General features: G+C 65.1%; 14 protein-coding genes, 1 tRNA gene and 1 pseudogene. 10 read left to right on the top strand and 6 right to left on the bottom strand.

Translation table 11 applies throughout. The features are described 5' to 3' along the window. Positions 1–25: 25 nt before the first annotated feature. Entirely contained in the window at positions 26–1132 is a 1107-nt protein-coding gene (gene ald / locus AC3WJR_RS06910; RefSeq protein WP_492723410.1) for an alanine dehydrogenase, read from the bottom strand. A 131-nt stretch (positions 1133–1263) separates the two neighbouring features. Here ald and AC3WJR_RS06905 point away from each other — a divergent pair, with 131 nt between their 5' ends. The 6 genes from AC3WJR_RS06905 to trxB all read left to right on the top strand — a co-directional run bounded on the left by AC3WJR_RS06905 (position 1264) and on the right by trxB (position 5954). Beyond that, a complete protein-coding gene (locus AC3WJR_RS06905) occupies positions 1264–1704 on the top strand; it encodes an Lrp/AsnC family transcriptional regulator (RefSeq protein ID WP_492723409.1) in 441 nt (146 codons plus the stop codon). Between the two features lie 137 nt (positions 1705–1841). Continuing rightward, positions 1842–3773, top strand: coding sequence for a potassium transporter Kup (locus AC3WJR_RS06900; RefSeq protein ID WP_492723408.1), 1932 nt, complete (start codon positions 1842–1844; stop codon positions 3771–3773). Positions 3774–3775: 2 nt separating this feature from the next. Beyond that, a complete protein-coding gene (locus tag AC3WJR_RS06895; protein WP_492723407.1) occupies positions 3776–4291 on the top strand; it encodes a 2'-5' RNA ligase family protein in 516 nt (171 codons plus the stop codon). Positions 4292–4350: 59 nt separating this feature from the next. Then, positions 4351–4427: transfer RNA gene (locus tag AC3WJR_RS06890), tRNA-Met, on the top strand. 71 nt (positions 4428–4498) lie between these two features. Then, on the top strand, positions 4499–4882 hold the full coding sequence (locus tag AC3WJR_RS06885; RefSeq protein ID WP_492723406.1) for a VOC family protein: 384 nt from the start codon (positions 4499–4501) through the stop codon (positions 4880–4882). 106 nt (positions 4883–4988) lie between these two features. After that, on the top strand, positions 4989–5954 hold the full coding sequence (gene trxB, locus AC3WJR_RS06880; RefSeq protein WP_492723405.1) for a thioredoxin-disulfide reductase: 966 nt from the start codon (positions 4989–4991) through the stop codon (positions 5952–5954). 68 nt (positions 5955–6022) lie between these two features. Here trxB and AC3WJR_RS06875 read toward each other — a convergent pair whose 3' ends face one another. Further along, on the bottom strand, positions 6023–6313 hold the full coding sequence (locus AC3WJR_RS06875) for an acyl carrier protein (RefSeq protein WP_492723404.1): 291 nt from the start codon (positions 6311–6313) through the stop codon (positions 6023–6025). A gap of 98 nt (positions 6314–6411) precedes the next feature. Here AC3WJR_RS06875 and AC3WJR_RS06870 point away from each other — a divergent pair, with 98 nt between their 5' ends. The 4 genes and pseudogenes from AC3WJR_RS06870 to AC3WJR_RS06855 all read left to right on the top strand — a co-directional run bounded on the left by AC3WJR_RS06870 (position 6412) and on the right by AC3WJR_RS06855 (position 12635). Then, positions 6412–7914, top strand: a complete 1503-nt coding sequence (locus tag AC3WJR_RS06870; RefSeq protein WP_492723403.1) for an acyl-CoA ligase (AMP-forming), exosortase A system-associated — start codon at positions 6412–6414, stop codon at positions 7912–7914. Next, on the top strand, positions 7911–9140 hold the full coding sequence (locus AC3WJR_RS06865) for a pyridoxal-dependent decarboxylase, exosortase A system-associated (protein ID WP_492723402.1): 1230 nt from the start codon (positions 7911–7913) through the stop codon (positions 9138–9140). The genes AC3WJR_RS06870 and AC3WJR_RS06865 overlap by 4 nt, the downstream gene beginning before the upstream one ends. Before the next feature lie 122 nt (positions 9141–9262). Continuing rightward, positions 9263–10317, top strand: a pseudogene (locus tag AC3WJR_RS06860) (ExeA family protein). A 425-nt stretch (positions 10318–10742) separates the two neighbouring features. Then, the gene (locus AC3WJR_RS06855) at positions 10743–12635 is read left to right on the top strand and encodes an XrtA/PEP-CTERM system amidotransferase (RefSeq protein ID WP_492723401.1); all 1893 of its coding nucleotides are present in this window, start codon (positions 10743–10745) and stop codon (positions 12633–12635) included. Positions 12636–12641: 6 nt separating this feature from the next. Here AC3WJR_RS06855 and AC3WJR_RS06850 read toward each other — a convergent pair whose 3' ends face one another. From AC3WJR_RS06850 to AC3WJR_RS06835, 4 genes are all read right to left on the bottom strand, one after another. After that, positions 12642–13076, bottom strand: a complete 435-nt coding sequence (locus tag AC3WJR_RS06850) for an MAPEG family protein (protein WP_492723400.1) — start codon at positions 13074–13076, stop codon at positions 12642–12644. Between the two features lie 71 nt (positions 13077–13147). After that, positions 13148–14056, bottom strand: coding sequence for an alpha/beta hydrolase (locus AC3WJR_RS06845; protein WP_492723399.1), 909 nt, complete (start codon positions 14054–14056; stop codon positions 13148–13150). A gap of 117 nt (positions 14057–14173) precedes the next feature. After that, positions 14174–15223 (bottom strand): 1,9-bis(guanidino)-5-aza-nonane synthase, encoded by a 1050-nt coding sequence (locus AC3WJR_RS06840; protein ID WP_492723398.1) that lies wholly within the window; start codon positions 15221–15223, stop codon positions 14174–14176. Between the two features lie 111 nt (positions 15224–15334). After that, positions 15335–16555 carry a type III PLP-dependent enzyme gene (locus AC3WJR_RS06835; RefSeq protein WP_354280926.1) on the bottom strand — a complete coding sequence of 407 codons (1221 nt, stop codon included), beginning with the start codon at positions 16553–16555 and terminating at the stop codon, positions 15335–15337. Positions 16556–16600 lie beyond the last annotated feature (45 nt).

Raw genomic sequence — 16600 nt, 5'->3', positions numbered from 1 at the left:
CTTCGCCGGAGCGGTGCGAGGTGTCTTAGTGAGTCCAGGCGTCGAACGGCAGGTCGAGCGCTTCTGCCACTGCTTCGTGCCGGATCTTGCCGCCCGATACGTTGAGGCCGTTGGCGAGATGCGGATCGGCTGCCATTGCCGCTTCCGCGCCAAGCCCTGCCAGCTTGAGCACGAACGGCAGCGTCGCGTTGTTGAGCGCGAACGCCGACGTACGCGCGACCGCGCCCGGCATGTTGGCCACGCAGTAATGGATCACGCCGTCGACCTCGAACACGGGGTCCTCATGCGTGGTCGCGTGGCTCGTCTCGAAGCAACCGCCCTGATCGATCGCGATATCGACGAGTACCGAGCCGCGCTTCATCGTCTTGAGCATGTCGCGGGTGACGAGCTTGGGGGCCGCCGCGCCGGGGACGAGCACCGCACCGATCACCAGATGCGCGTTCTTCACCGCCGCCGCGATCGCCGCCTTGCTGGCATAAGCGGTCTTGATCTGGCTGCCGAAGAACATGTCGAGTTCCGCCAGTCGCGCATTCGAAATGTCGTAGATCGTGACGTCGGCGCGCATGCCGACCGCCATTTGCGCCGCATTGACGCCGGAAACACCGCCGCCGAGGATCGCCACGCGCGCTGGTGCAACGCCCGGAACCCCGCCGAGCAATACGCCGCGACCGCCCTGTTCCTTCTCGAGATAATGCGCACCGACCTGGATCGACATCCGGCCGGCGACTTCGCTCATCGGCTTGAGCAAGGGGAGCGAGCGATCGTGCGCGGTCACCGTCTCATAAGCGATGCAGGTGGCACCCGACTTCATCAGGCCTTCAGCCTGCGGCTTGTCTGCTGCAAGGTGGAGATAGGTGAAGAGCAGGTGGCGGCTTTCCAGCAGCGCGATCTCGCTCGCCTGCGGCTCCTTGACCTTCACGATCATGTCGCTTTGCGCGAACACGCTGGCGGCATCCGGGAGGATCGTCGCGCCGGCCGCGACATAGTCCGCGTCCTCGAAGTCGATCCCGAGGCCGGCACCGGTCTGAACCGCGACGGTATGGCCGGCTGCAACCAGTTCGGCGACCGACGGGGGCGTCAGGCCGACGCGGTATTCGTGGTTCTTGATTTCCTTGGGAACGCCAACGCGCATGTCACTCTCCGTTTTGGTTTGGCGCAGAATACACCAGTCGGGGCGGAATGTGCTTGCAAAGTCGTCCGCCAACCTCTGCGCATTCAGGATGATATTGTGCGGTAAGGCGGATAGGCGCAAAGCGCTCGCAGATGGACAGTATCGACAGCAAGATCATCGCGCAGCTCGGCGCGGACTCGGGTATGACCAGCGAGGACCTCGGCGCGCGGGTCGGGCTTTCGCCATCGGCGGCGCACCGGCGCGTCAAGGCGCTCGAACAGCAAGGGATGATCCTGGGCTATCGAGCCCGCCTGTCGGCGGCGGCGCGCGGCAATCCCTCGACCATGTTCGTCTCGGTAACGCTGACCGACCAGCGGCAGGCGACGATGATGGCGTTCGAACAGGCGCTGGCGCGGACGGCGCAAGTCAGCGAGGCGCATCTGATGAGCGGGGAATCCGATTACCTGCTCAAGGTCCTGGTCCGCGAAGACGACAGCTACGAACGCATCCATCGCGAAGTGCTCTCGGTGCTTCCAGGCGTACACCGACTGATCACGCAATTCACCATCCGCACGCTTGCGACCGAGGCTTGACCCGGATGGCGCGCGCGCGTTTGGGACGCGTTGCCCGGGCTTTGGGCGCGTGCTATTGCGCTGCACCATCGAGGCCTTGGCATCATGCGGTCATTCCCGACCTATCTGTTTGAAATCGGCTTGAGATTCAGCACATTGTGAGCACCGTCAACGCATCCGCAACGGACCTGACGACCGTAGGCGACTCCGCCACGATCGAGCCGCAACACCGCAAGAACGGGCTTCTCCGGCTCGCGGTCGGTGCGGTCGGCGTGGTGTTCGGCGATATCGGGACCAGCCCGATCTACGCCTTCCGCGAAACCTTCGCCGGGCACCACCGGCTCGCGGTCGACGCGTTGCACATCATGGGCGTCGTCAGCCTGATCTTCTGGTCGATGATGATCGTCGTGACGTTCAAATATGTCGCGATCCTGATGCGCGCGGACAACAAGGGTGAGGGCGGTAGCCTGGCCCTGCTGGCGCTGGTCAACGGAAAGACGACGACGCGGCGCTGGTCGCGCGGGATCGTCCTGCTGGGGGTGTTCGCGACTGCTTTATTCTACGGTGACAGCATGATCACCCCGGCGGTGTCGGTGTTGTCGGCGGTCGAGGGGCTCAAGGTCGCGGCACCGGGGCTGTCGCAATTCGTTCTGCCGATCGCGATGGCGATCGTGATCGGGCTGTTCTCGATCCAGCGCAGCGGCACCGCGCGCGTCAGCCTGTTCTTCGGACCGGTGATGATGGTCTATTTCGCGGTGATCGCGGCGCTCGGGCTGTTGAGCATCATCGAGACGCCGCAGATCCTGTGGGCGCTGTCGCCGCATTATGCGTTCGAGTTCTTCGCATCGGACCCGCTCCCTGCGTTCCTCGCACTGGGGTCGGTCGTGCTCGCCGTGACGGGGGCCGAGGCGCTCTATTCGGACATGGGGCATTTCGGCCGCAATCCGATCCGCGTGTCGTGGCTGTGCGTCGTGCTGCCCGCGCTGATGCTCAATTACATGGGGCAGGGGGCGTTGCTGTCGCGCATCGGGATGCCCGCGCTCGAAAGCCCGTTCTATATGCTCGCGACCGACCATCTGCGCCTGCCGCTGGTACTGTTGTCGATCGCGGCGGCGGTGATCGCGTCGCAGGCGGTGATCTCGGGCGCGTTCTCGGTGACGCATCAGGCGATCCAGCTGGGGTTCATCCCGCGGCTTCGGATCGAGCACACCAGCGCCGCGACGGTCGGTCAAATCTATCTGCCGCTGATCAACTGGATTCTCGGCACGATGGTGCTGCTGCTGCTGATCTTCTTCCGCACCTCGTCCAATCTCACCTCGGCGTACGGGATCGCGGTGACGGGGGCGATGCTGATCGATACGTGCCTGCTGACGATCGTGCTGTTCCGCTTGTGGAACTGGTCGAAGTTCCTCGCCATTCCGCTGCTCGGGATCTTCTTCCTGGTCGACGGTGCCTATTTCACCGCCAACCTGACCAAGATTTCCTCGGGCGGGTGGTTCCCGCTGCTCGTCGGGTTCTTCATCTTCGTCGTGCTGACGACCTGGTCGAAGGGGCGGCAATTGATGATCGACCGGATGCGCGAATCGGCCATGCCGATCAAGGTGTTCATCCAGTCCGCAGCGACGTCGGCGACACGCGTGCCGGGGACTGCGGTGTTCATGACGTCGTCGCCGGAGGGCGTCCCCCACGCGCTGCTGCACAACCTCAAGCACAACAAGGTGCTCCATGAGCGAATCATCCTGCTGACGGTCAAGATCGCGGACGAGCCGTATATCCCGGAAGGGCAGCGTTGCTCGCTCGACGACCTCGGGTCGGGGTTCCACCGGATGATCCTGCGCTACGGCTTCGTCGAGGAGCCTGACGTGCCGCATGCGCTGGCGAATGTGCATCGCTGCGGGGCAGAGTTCCGGATGATCGACACCAGCTTCTTCCTGGCGCGGCAGACGTTGTTGCCGTCGTCGCGGCCGGGGATGATGATCTGGCGCGAGAAGCTGTTCGCCTGGATGCTGCGCAACGCCGAGAGCGCGATGGAATTCTTCCGCCTGCCGACCAACCGCGTGGTCGAACTTGGCAGCCAGCTAGAGATTTGACCTTGGACACTTCCACCCCCGCGCCGATCATCGTGACGGCGCTGTTCGGCCCCGCGGATACCGCGTTCTTCGACGATCTGCGCCGGACGCACTTTCCGCCCGAACGCAACCAGCTCGCGGCGCATCTGACGATGTTCCACCACCTCGCGCCGAGCCTGGAGCGCGAGCTGAAGCAGCGGCTGACCGCCGAGACGCGCGGTGTGCCCGCGCCCGAGGCCCGAATCGCCGGCGTTATGTCGCTCGGCCGCGGCGTTGCGTTCCGAATCGATTGCCCGGAACTCGAGGAGATTCGCGCTAACCTGGCGGATGCGTTCGAAACCGTGCTGACGCCGCAGGACCGCTCCGGTTGGCGTCCACACGTGACCGTGCAGAACAAGGTCGACCCTGCGGTCGCCAAGGCGCTCAAGGCGTCACTGGAGGCGGATTTCCGCCCGCGGAGCGCCCGGATCGTGGGTCTGGCAAGCTGGTGGTATCGTGGCGGACCGTGGGAACCGCTGTCGCGTCACATATTTGCGTGAAAAGGCGGTTGACCGCGCGCCGGTCCCGCACCTATAGCGCCGCTTCTTCGATACGGCTTGGCGGAGTAGCTCAGCTGGTTAGAGCACGGGAATCATAATCCTGGGGTCGGGGGTTCAAGTCCCTCCTCCGCTACCAAATCGGTAGCGTCGCCGTATCGAAGTGCTAATCCTGTCGGTCCCAACATACAGTTCCATGGAGCAGGATTCGTGTTCAGTCATATCATGGTCGGATCGAACGACATCGAGGCCTCGCGCACGTTTTACGATGCGACGCTCGCCGCGCTTGGCGGTAGTGCGGGCAAGCTCGATCCGTCGGGACGCCTTTTCTATATGAACAACGGCGGGCGGTTCATCGTGACCAAGCCGATCGATGGTGCGCCCGCGTGCCACGCCAACGGCGGAACGATCGGGTTCGCGGCCGAATCCCCCGAAGCGGCGGACGCCTGGCATGCCGCCGGGCTCGCAAGCGGTGGTACGGCCTGCGAAAACCCCCCTGGTGTCCGCGAAGGCTCGTTCGGCAATCTTTACCTCGCCTATCTCCGCGATCCGGCCGGCAACAAGCTCTGTGCCATGTACCGGATGCCCGCCTGAGCCTTGGTGCGCCGGGCAAGCTCTTGCTTGACGCGGCGCGCCCCCCATGTTGTCAGCCGGCCCGTCGCGACCCTAGACGCGGCGGGCCGACAGGACGAAAGCCATCATGACCACCTATACCACTCGCATGTTGATCCTCGGTTCGGGGCCCGCCGGGCTGTCCGCCGCCATTTATGGCGCGCGCGCCGGCATGAAGCCGATCCTCGTCCAGGGCATCCAGCCCGGCGGCCAGTTGATGACGACGACCGACGTCGAGAATTATCCGGGCTTCGCAGACGTCATCCAGGGCCCTTGGCTGATGGAGCAGATGCAGAAGCAGGCGGAACACGTCGGCACGCAGTTGATGTACGACACGGTCGTCGAGGTCGACCTGTCACGGCGCCCGTTCCGGCTGATCGGCGACGGCGGCGACGTCTATGAAGGCGACGTGCTCGTCATCGCGACGGGCGCGCAGGCCAAGTGGCTCGGCCTCGACAGCGAGGATGCGCTGAAGGGCAAGGGGGTCAGCGCCTGCGCGACGTGCGACGGGTTTTTCTATCGCGGCAAGAAGGTCGCGGTCATCGGCGGCGGCAATACAGCGGTCGAGGAGGCATTGTACCTCACCAACCATTCGCCCGACGTAACGCTGATCCATCGCCGTGACACGCTTCGCGCCGAGCGGATTCTTCAGGAGCGCCTGTTCGCGCATAAGGGCGTGACGGTGTTGTGGAACAAAGAAGTCGACAGTTTCGTCGATGGCGGCGGCACCGCCGGGCTCGTCGGGATCGACCTGATCGATACGGTGACGGGCGAGAAGTCACGTCTCGATACCGAGGGCGGCTTCGTCGCGATCGGGCATCATCCGGCGACGGAATTGTTTCGCGGACATCTCGACCTCGATGAGGACCACTATATCTCGACCGAGACGGGCTCTACGCGGACGAGTGTCCCCGGCGTGTTCGCGTGCGGCGACGTGATGGACAAGGTCTACCGCCAGGCCGTGACCGCAGCGGGCACCGGCTGCATGGCCGCGCTCGATGCCGAGCGGTTCCTTGCGGAGATGGAATTCGAGATGGCCGAGGCTGCGGAATAGCAGGCGTCGTCAAGCGCGGCGTTGCCGTCTGGCCGCCGCGCTGGACTTAGGTCTCGATCAGCCCGCCATCATCGTGGCGTGTGTGCTGCCGCGAAGCGAACAAGCGCGCCGAAGCTTTCAAGCATCTCCCCATCGACTTCGTCATCCTCGATCAGGATGCCGAGGCGTTCCTCGATCTCGGTCAGCAACCCGGCGACTGCCATCGAGTCGAGCTCCGGAAGTGCGCCGAACAACGGTGTCTCCTCGTGGAAGCTGGCGACCCTTTCCTCGCTCAGCCCGAGCACATCGCGAAGGCACGCGCGGATGGTGGTGTCGATCTCGGCGTAATTGTCAGGCAGCACTGAAAGCCCCGGTTTCATCTGATGATGGACGGGTGCGATAGAGAATGCACGGCGCGCTGCCAAGGGCGGCCACGCGCAACCCCTTCACACCCCGGCGAAGCGCGGTATCAGGAACCATGATCCCGCCCGATCCCACGCCCGTTCCGATCGATACCGTCCTGTCGCGCGGCGCGGCGTCCGACGTCGCGCTGATCGATCAGCACGGGTCGCTCGACTTTGCCGGTCTCGAACGGATGACCGGGGCGGTTGCCGGTTGGCTGGCGGGGTTGGGACTGGCACCCGGAGCGCGTGTTGCAAGCTGGCTGCCCAAGACACGGATGGCGTGCGTCCTGCCGCTTGCGGCGCCGCGGGCGGGACTGGTCCACGTGCCGATCAATCCGATGCTCAAGCGCGCGCAGGTGGCGCATATCGTCTCGGACAGTGGCGCGGAACTGCTGGTGACACAGCCGGCCCGCAAGGACACGCTGGAAGTCGGCGATATCCCAGAGGGATGCGCGATACATCTCGAAACGGATGTTCGGCTCGACGCCACCGTTCTTCCTCCCTCTGCCGCGAATACGGATGCCCTGGCGGCGATCCTGTACACGTCGGGATCGACCGGCCGCCCCAAGGGCGTGATGCTTAGCCATGCGAACCTCTGGCTTGGCGCGATCAGCGTGGCGGCGTATCTCGACCTGAAGCCGCAGGACCGGGTGCTCGGCGTATTGCCGCTCAGCTTCGATTACGGGCAAAACCAGCTGTTCTCAACCTGGGCAGCGGGTGCGCGTTATGCGCCGCTCGATTATCTTACTGCGCGCGATGTGGTGAAGGCGGTCGACCGGGTCGGTGCGACGACGCTCGCAGGCGTTCCGCCTTTATGGGTCCAACTGCTTGAGACAAATTGGCCAGATGCGACAGCAAGCAGTCTGAAACGATTGACGAATTCCGGCGGGGCATTGACCGCCCCGCTGATTGCCGGGCTTCGGGATCGGTTTCCGCAGGCTCGCATCTATCCGATGTACGGGCTGACCGAGGCGTTTCGCTCGACCTATCTCCCGCCCGAACTTGTTGCGGAACACCCGGACTCGATCGGCCGCGCTATTCCGTTCGCGGAAGTGCTGGTGGTGAGGCCGGACGGGTCACCCGCTGACATCGACGAACCCGGCGAACTCGTCCACGCCGGGCCGCTGGTGGCGCACGGATATTGGAACGAGCCCGAGCGTACGGCGCAACGCTTCCGCCCGGCACCGGAATGGGCGGCAAGTACGGGGATGGCGGTGTGGTCGGGTGATACCGTAACTGCCGATGCGGCCGGACTGCTGCGGTTTGTCGGCCGGGACGACGAGATGATCAAGAGCGCGGGAAACCGCATCAGCCCGACCGAGATCGAGGACGCCGTCGTTGCGGGCGGCGAAACCGTCGAAGCGGTCGCGATCGGCGTGCCCGATCCGCGCCTCGGCCAGGCGATCGTCGTCGTCGCTCGCGGTGACGGAGCCCGTGAGGACGACCTGCGTGCGCGATTACGGCGGGAACTGCCGACCTTCCAGCAACCGCAGCGCTATGTCTGGCGCGTCGAATTGCCACGGAACGCTAACGGCAAGCTCGATCGCGCCACCTTGAAAGCGGAGATGACTGCATGAAGCCGATGGGCTCCATTCCTGCGGACTTCGGTGCAGGGCCGTCACTGCGCATTGCAGGGGAAACGGCCGAAACGTGGGTGGCACGTGCCGATGACACGCCGGTGTTCGTGTATGACCTGAGCATCGTAGCCGCACGGATCGCCCGCTTCCGCGCCGCGATGCCGCCCGGTATCGATTTGCATTATGCGATCAAGGCGAACCCGTTCGCGCCGTTGCTGGCGGCGATGGCGCCACTGGTCGACGGGTTCGATATCGCCTCGATCGGCGAGTTGGCGATGGCATTGCCGCACAAGACGGCCCCCACGATCAGTTTCGCCGGCCCCGGCAAACGCGACGACGCGCTCGCAGCCGCAATCTCCGCCGGGATCACGATCAATATCGAATCGCCTGGCGAGTCCACCCGCGCGCTCGACATCGCCGAGCGTGCGGGGGTGACGCCGCGGCTCGCGATCCGGGTAAACCCCGACATCGAACTGCGGGGCTCCGGGATGCGGATGGGGGGCCGTGCCTCGCCGTTCGGGATCGATGCCGACGCTGCGGCAGCGGTTGCGAAGACGGTCGTTGCCGCCGGAGCGGACTGGCGCGGATGGCATATCTTCGCGGGATCGCAGGCGCTGGATGCGGGTGCGATCATCGAGACCCAGGCCGCCACGCTCGAACTGGCGGATCGCCTGAGCGATACCGTCGGCGTGCAGCCGCCGCTGGTCAATCTGGGGGGCGGGTTCGGCATTCCCTACTTTCCGGGGGAGCAGCCGGTCGATGTCGAGGCGATCGGCGCGGCACTTGGCGAACGGCTCAGCGAGCGCGACCGCAGCGGCACGCGCCATGCGATCGAACTGGGCCGTTGGCTGGTCGGTGAGGCGGGAGTGTATCTGACCCGGATCGTCGATCGCAAGCAGAGCCGCGGGGAAACGTTCCTTGTGGTGGACGGGGGCCTGCATCACCAGCTCGCCGCCACCGGCAATCTCGGAACGGTTGTCCGCCGGAATTATCCGGTGTCGATCGCTACGGGGGCGGGGGGCGACACCGAGACCGTCAGCGTCGTCGGGCCATTGTGCACCCCGCTGGATCGGCTCGCGGACAGGGTTTCGCTTCCAGTCGCGGAGGTAGGGGATCTGGTCGCGGTGTTCATGGCGGGAGCTTACGGGCTGACCGCCAGCCCGACCGCGTTTCTCGGCCATCCGCCCGCCCGCGAACTGCTCGTCGGTGCGGACACGGTGCGCTGACGCCTCCGCGTTCCGGCGATCACCAGAGGTACCGCACGCTGGACAGCTTTCTTCGTTCAACGCCGGATGCAGTATCCTTTCCGAAACGATCGGGCGCGTAGGGGGGCGGCGAGGACGATGACATGTACCACGATCATTATGGCCTGACCGGACGACCGTTTCAGTTGACCCCCGACCCGCAGTTCTGGTTCGAAACCGCGACGCAGCGCAAGGCGATGGCGTACCTCGGCTACGGTCTGTCGCAGGGGGAGGGCTTCATCGTCATCACCGGCGAGATCGGCGCGGGCAAGACAACGCTGGCGGGGCATCTGACCGCGACGATCGACCCGTCGCGTTTGCACGTCATCACGATCGTTTCCACCCAGATCGAGGCGGAAGACTGTTGCGGATGGTTGCCGCCGGGCTCGACGTCAACGATGCGGGGCTGACCAAGGCGCAACTGTTCACGCAGATCGAGCAAGGGTTGCGGGCGATCGTTCGTGGCGGACGGCGCACGCTGTTGATCGTGGACGAGGCGCAGGCTTTGCCGATCACGAGCCTGGAGGAACTGCGGATGCTCTCCAACCTCCAGATCGCTGCGCAACCCTTGTTGCAGATCTTCCTGCTCGGGCAGCCGGCGTTCCGGGAGCGGCTGTGCGGGTCGGATCGGCTCGAGCAATTGCGCCAGCGCGTAATTGCGGTGCATCATCTCGACCCGATGGGATCCGAGGAAGTCGAACCCTATGTCCGCCACCGGCTCGCAGTCGTCGGGGCGACGGATCGCCCGCGCTTCACCCACGATGCCTTTGCTGCGCTGTACGCGGCGTCGGAGGGCGTTCCGCGGCGGTTGAACCAGCTTACGGGCAGGGTGCTGCTGTTGGGCGCGCTGGAGCAGTTGGCGACGATCGATGCCGAGGCGGTCCGGTCGGTGTTTACCAATATTGCGGGTGATCTGCCGGGTTCCAGACTGGTTACGCCGCGCATCCGCCCGGTCCCGAAGGCGGGCAACGCCCCAGAAGCTGCCCAGCCTCTCGCCGAACCGGAGGGCGATCCGCCGTCCGACGCGATGGAGCGGCGCATTGCGGTCCTGGAGGCGCGGATTGCAGAACAGGATGTCGCGTTGCGCCGGGTACTGACCCTGCTGGTCGACTGGGCCGAAGCCGGAACCGGCCCGGCATTTTTTGCCACCAAGGGGTAATGCCCCCGCCGCCGTCGCCGCCGCCATCGTCGTCGTCGTCGTCGTCGTCGTCGTCGTCGTCGTCGTCGTCGTCGTCGTATTATCCCTGCGCAGATATCACGCTGTTCAAGCGGTATGCAGCTGCAACCGCCAATAAGCTCGACCGCGCGAACGCAGCGGGCACGGGGACAAAGCGATATGGGGAGGCGGCACGTGGCACACTGCACGAGCAGGCTAGCCGTATCGGGATCGGTGCTTTGCCACGCAGGACGGGCGGATCGTCTCTTCGGATGGTTGGACGCGGGCGGATCGAACGCGACATCGTGACATGGTACCGCGTTGGTGACACGGAGACGCATGCGGAAAGTAGTGACGGTGGAAACGCATAGGGCTCGGCGACCGGGGCAAACACAGCGCGCGGTCGCGGTTGCGGGCGTGACCCGCTGATGGGCGGCATTGCGGGGTTATATTATCCGTCAATGCCCAAGCCGGTCGACCCCGCCCGAGTCCGGGCGATGGTGGACGCGCAGGCGCATCGTGGGCCGGACGGTGACGGCGTGTGGACCGCGCCGGGTGTCGGGCTAGGCCATCGGCGGCTGTCGATCATCGACGTGGAAGGCTCACCGCAGCCGATGACCAGCGCCGACGGCGCGCTGACGATTACGTACGACGGTGAGATCTGTAATTTCGTCGCGTTGCGCGCCGAACTAGAGGCGCACGGTGCCGTTTTCCAGACCTCGGGCGATACCGAGGTGCTGCTGCAGGCGTGGGACGTATGGGGCCCGGCGATGCTGCCGCGGCTGAACGGGATGTTTGCCTTCGCGGTCCACGATGCGCGGCGGCAATGCCTGTTCCTCGCGCGCGACCGGCTCGGCGTAAAGCCGCTGCATTACACCACGCTCGCGGACGGTGCACTGGCGTTTTCGTCTGAACTCAAGGGGTTACTGGCGCATCCTTTGTTGCGACGCGAACCGGAGATCCGTGCGGTCGAGGATTACCTGGCGTACGGATACGTCCCCGACGATACATGTCTCGTCGCGGGCGTCTGCAAGCTGCCCGCGGGCCATGCGATGCTGGTCGAACGCGGGCGAACCGTGCCGTTGCCGCAACGCTGGTGGAACGTCGACTTTTCTATGCGTGCGACGGGCAGTGTGCGCGATCTTGCCGCGGAGTTGCAGGCCTTGCTGCGCGATGCGGTCACGTCGCGGATGGCCGCGGACGTTCCGCTTGGTGCGTTCCTGTCGGGGGGCGTCGACAGTTCGGCGGTGGTCGCGCTGATGTCGGAAGCGTCGCGCGGGGCCGTCCGGACATGCACGATCGGGTTCGAGGACGCCGGTCCCGACGCACGTCGTCCTGCTGCCGAAGTTTCGCAACGGTTCGCAACGGCGCATCGCGAACGCACGGTGACATCGGACAATTACGCGCTAATCGAAACACTTGTCGAAGCCTTTGACGAGCCGTTCGCCGATGCGTCCGCACTCGCGACCTACCGCCTTTGCGAGCTCGCGCGCGAGGACATGACGGTCGCATTGTCGGGCGATGGCGCGGATGCGGCTTTCGCGGGATACGGGCGCTACAAGGTCCAGGTGGCGGAAGAGCGCGTCCGCGGGTTGCTGCCGCCGGACCTGCGACGCAATGTGTTCGGGGCGCTGGGACGGCATTACCCCGAGCCCGACTGGACGCCGCGGCCGCTGCGCGCGAAGACGATGTTGCTGGCGCTCGCCGACGATGGAGCGGAGGCATATGCCCGCTCGGTCGGGGTCACGACACCTGCTCTACGCGCTGCGCTGTTCACCGCCGCTGCAAGGCGCGCGCTGTCGGGCCATCGGGCGGAGGATCGCTACGTCACGACGATGCGCGACGCCCCCGCGCGCGATGCGATGGACCGCGCGCAATATGCCGATCTGCAGCACTGGTTGCCCGGCAACGTCCTGACCAGGACGGACCGCACGAGCATGGCGGTCGGACTGGAAACGCGCGCACCGTTGCTCGATCACCGGCTGGTCGAGTTCGCCGCGAAGCTCCCGGCGGGGATGCGGCTGCGCGGAGGGCAGGGCAAGTGGCTGATGAAGAAGGCGCTCGAGCGCTATCTGCCCAAGGACGTGCTGTATCGGCCCGATACGGAGCTAGCGACCCCGACTAGCGCGTGGTTCCGCGGTCCACTTGCCGACGAGGCGGCGGCGCTGTCACGGTCCCGCGTTCTCGTCGGATCCGGGTGGTTCGATCCCGCGACGATCGCGCGGATCGCGGCGGATCACCGTAATGGCGTCGCCGAGCATGGGCGAACCTTGTGGCAGCTCGTCATGCTCGAACGCGCGATGGCGCGGCTGTTCGGGTAACCGCGATCAGTGGTAGGCGAACACCGCCATCGCCGCATGCAACGTCAGCGCCACCAGCGCCAGCGACGCGCCGAGGAACAGCGCGAACCGCACCGACACCTTGTTGACCGTCGCCTGCCACACGCTGTGCGCGATCCGGAGCAGCACATACGCCCATGCAATCCAGGCGTTGGCGCCATCCCCGGTGCCGGTCAGCGCGATCACCCCGCAAACCGCATAGAACAGCGTAGGTTGTTCCATCAGGTGATTGTGATTGTGCGCTTTCCATTGAACTTGCGGTGGAAGGCGTCCATCCGCATCGGCGGCCTTGGTGCCGACCAGCGTCGTGATATCGACCCCTGATGCCTTCATCGCGGGAAGCCGTGTGACCACCATCCACACCAGCATCACCAGCGTCCAGGGGATCAGCACCACTACGGGTTTCATAATTTCACTATGCATCGATCACGCCCCCCTCCGTTTGTGCAGTCATGCTGCCGGATCGGGCGTGGGGGATCAACTGATGTCGTGGGTCAGCGCCGCCCCATGACTTCGCCGATCCAGCGGTCATATTGGTCGGGCCAGAGCGACCCGCTTTCGGTGGTCGGCAACCGCGCGCCGAACCCGTGCCCACCACGCAGCAGAAAGTGCGCCTCGACCGGGATCCGCGCAGCGCGTGCGCCGGCGAACAGGTCCATGGCATTGGTAAAAGGCACCGTCGGGTCGTCCTGCGCATGGACGATGTACATGGGCGGCGTCTCGCGCGTGATGTTGCGGTCGCAGGCGTAGCGGCGCTCCATCGCGGGATCAGGGGTGGGACCGAGCAGGTTGGCGCGCGACCCGCCGTGGCTGCGACCCTGATCCATGTTCGACACCGCGTACATCAGCCCCCCGAAGTCGGGACGGGCAGATTGCGCGTCGGCGGCGTCGATCCGGCGATAGACCGGCGCTTCATATTGCGTGAGAAGCGACGCGGCGAGATGCCCGCCCGCCGAAAAGCCGAGCACGCCGATCCTGCGCGGATCGATCCCGTAGCGTTCGGCACCGTGGCGGATCAGGCGGATTGCGCGCTGTGCGTCCATCAGCGGCGTGTTGGCACGATCGACCCAGCCTTCGCCGGGCAGCCGATAATTGAGCACGAACCCGGTGATCCCGCGTGCCGCCAGGACGAGCGCGACGTCGAGCCCTTCCTTTCGGATCGAGGTGAAGCTGTAGCCCCCGCCGGGCATGATCAAAACCGCGCGCCCGTCGGGGCGACGTGGCCGGATCACGCCGACGTCGGGGCGGGTTACGCCGCGCAGCCACAGGTCGTGATATTCGCCTGTCCGCCCGGTGATTTCGGATCGGGGTAGTGGTTCGGGGTTTCGGACCCCGGGCGCTGCACCCGGCCAGAGCGGGAAATTCTCGCGCGGCGGCCAGCTCGGCGTTGCGGACAGCGACAATGCCCCGGGTTGGAAAGACCTCGGGCCCTGGGCAGCGGCCGCAGCGGGAGCTGCGGCCGCACCTATGGAAAGCGCCAGAACCTTGCGTCGGTTATGCATGTCGGGCGCTTGACCCGATCAACCGAAGCTTGCGCCCCAACGACGCTTGACGCGGTCCTTCCACAGACCACGATGATAGGCGTCCGATGCCAGCAGCGGCATGACGCTGCCCGCTTCGGCGAACACCATCTGCTCGATCGCGGTGTTCACCTTGCCCCACGATGCCGCTTCCTGCAGCGTCGAGGACGAGCACGCACCATCGCGCACGTCGGCGACCGTGATCTGGACCGCGTACTTGTGGACCTGAACGTCGTCATGCCCGAGGATCTCGGCGCAGACGACCGTGTCCTGGATGAAGTTCTTGGGCACGCCGCCGCCGATCATGAGCAGGCCGGTGACGCCCGCCTTGATCTTGATCTCGGTCAGCTCGCGGAAGTCGGCGATCGCATCGAGCACCATATAGGGCTTGCCCGCCTTCACCGAATCGACCTGATGCTTGACGAGGCCGAAGCCTGCCGAGCTGTCGACGAATGCCGGGCAGAAGATCGGCACGTCATGCTCATAGGCGAGCTTGACCAGGCTGTTGTCCTTCTTGCCGTGCTCGACGAGATACTTGCCCATTTCGCGGATGAACTCGCGGCTCGAATAAGGGCGCGGCTCGAGCGTCTCGGCGATCTCGAAGATCGTGTGGTCGACGTGCTGGAGCTGCTCCTCGTCGATGTACGTGTCGTAGATCCGGTCGATCAGCAGCGAGCGCAGCGTGTCGTCGTCCGGCACTTCGAGCGCCTGGTAATGCTTGTGGCCGAGGCCCTCGAAGAAATCCATGTCGACGATCGACGCGCCGGTCGCGACGATGCCGTCGATCATGTTGTTGCGCAGCAGCTCGGCATAGAGATCCATGCAGCCACCCGCCGAGGTCGAGCCCGCGATGACGAGGAAGATCGAGCAATCCTTGTCCGCCAGCATCTGGTTGTAGATGTCGGTCGCGCGGCCGAGGTCGCGGCTGGTGAAGCTCATCTTCTTCATCGCGTCGACAATCGGGCGCGCGTCGAACTTGGTGATGTCGATATGCTCGACAGTGGTCGAGAGCAGCTCGGCCTTGCGGTTGGTGTTGAGGACTTCGGTCATGGGATAATACCCTTTTCAACAGCCGCCGTCGTTGAGGGGACGCGGAAACCCGGGAAGAGGCGGCGCATCGCTGCACCGCCCCTCCGATTCGTGAGTGTTATGGAACGCCTGTTACAGCGTGACGACGTTGGACGCGACGTCCGGCATGGCTTCGTCGTACAGCGACACCATCGGCTCGTCGGAGACGATCACCGTCTCGTCCGAACCAAAGCCATTGAACGCGGTCCGCATCGCCGAGCCGTAGGCACCGAGCATCCCGATTTCGAGATAGTCGCCAGCCTGCACGTCCGCGGGCAGATAGAACGGCCCCGCCATATGGTCCATGTCGTCGCAGGTCGGCCCGTAGAAGCTGAACGCCATGTCCTTCGAACGGCTCTCCGGCTCGCGCAGAAGCTCGACCGGGAAACGCCAGCCGATGTGTGCTGCATCGAACAACGCGCCGTAAGCCCCGTCATTGATGTACAATTCGTCGCCGCGGCGCTTTTCGACGCGCACCACGATCGAGCTGTACTCGGCGCACAGCGCCCGACCGGGCTCGGCCCACAGTTCCGCCGAATAGCTGACCGGCAGCGATTCGAACGCACGGTGGATCGTCTCGAAGAAACGCTCGAGCGGGGGAGGCTCCATCCCCGGATAGGAGGACGGAAAACCGCCGCCGACATCGATCACGTCGACCGTGACCGCTGCGTCGACGATCGCCGCACGAACGCGCTCCAGCGCATTTGCATAGGCTTCCGGCGTCATCGCCTGACTACCGACGTGGAAGCAGATGCCGAGCGCATCCGCGGCCTGACGAGCCCGGAACAACAGTTCCTTGGTCTCGCCGGGAGCGGCACCGAACTTCGATGCAAGGCTCAGCTTCGAATGCTCCGAAGACACGCGCAACCGGACGCAAAGCGTCAGGTCGGTCGCCTGATCGGTCGCCGCCATGATCTTGTCCAGCTCCTCGATCGAATCGAGCGAGAAGGTGCGGACGCCATAATCGAAGTAAGCGCTACGGATCGCTTCGGGAGCCTTGACCGGGTGCATGAAGCACAGGGTCGCGCCCGGAATCGTCGTCGCGACGAGCCGGACTTCGGCGATCGAGGCCACGTCGTAATGCGTGATCCCGGCATCCCAAAGGATTTTGAGCAACTCAGGAGCCGGATTCGCCTTGACCGCATACATCGAGCGACCCGGGAACTTCTCGACGAAGAACCTGGCCGCACGCGCTGCCGCGTGAGGACGAACCAGCGTAACCGGCTGAACCGGCCGCTGCTGAGCGATGTCGATACCCGAAACCGAGTTCGAAGGGGTCTTCGCTAACCCCAGCGCGCGATGATGCTTGTGCAACTCAAGGGACCTCCAAGTGGCTTGCGCCGAACGGTGAAAAAAGCT

The organism is Sphingomonas sp. FW306-05-A (genome assembly GCF_058782275.1).
Note: the sequence above shows the minus strand (reverse complement) of the source record. Positions and strands in the feature narration are given on the sequence as shown.

Coding starts and splice junctions, on each gene's coding strand:
- ald (WP_492723410.1), bottom strand. CDS start 1,132: ATGCGCGTTGGCGTTCCCAAGGAAATCAAGAACCACGAATACCGCGTC.
- AC3WJR_RS06905 (WP_492723409.1), top strand. CDS start 1,264: ATGGACAGTATCGACAGCAAGATCATCGCGCAGCTCGGCGCGGACTCG.
- trxB (WP_492723405.1), top strand. CDS start 4,989: ATGACCACCTATACCACTCGCATGTTGATCCTCGGTTCGGGGCCCGCC.
- AC3WJR_RS06875 (WP_492723404.1), bottom strand. CDS start 6,313: ATGAAACCGGGGCTTTCAGTGCTGCCTGACAATTACGCCGAGATCGAC.
- AC3WJR_RS06870 (WP_492723403.1), top strand. CDS start 6,412: ATGATCCCGCCCGATCCCACGCCCGTTCCGATCGATACCGTCCTGTCG.
- AC3WJR_RS06865 (WP_492723402.1), top strand. CDS start 7,911: ATGAAGCCGATGGGCTCCATTCCTGCGGACTTCGGTGCAGGGCCGTCA.
- AC3WJR_RS06855 (WP_492723401.1), top strand. CDS start 10,743: ATGGGCGGCATTGCGGGGTTATATTATCCGTCAATGCCCAAGCCGGTC.
- AC3WJR_RS06850 (WP_492723400.1), bottom strand. CDS start 13,076: ATGCATAGTGAAATTATGAAACCCGTAGTGGTGCTGATCCCCTGGACG.
- AC3WJR_RS06840 (WP_492723398.1), bottom strand. CDS start 15,223: ATGACCGAAGTCCTCAACACCAACCGCAAGGCCGAGCTGCTCTCGACC.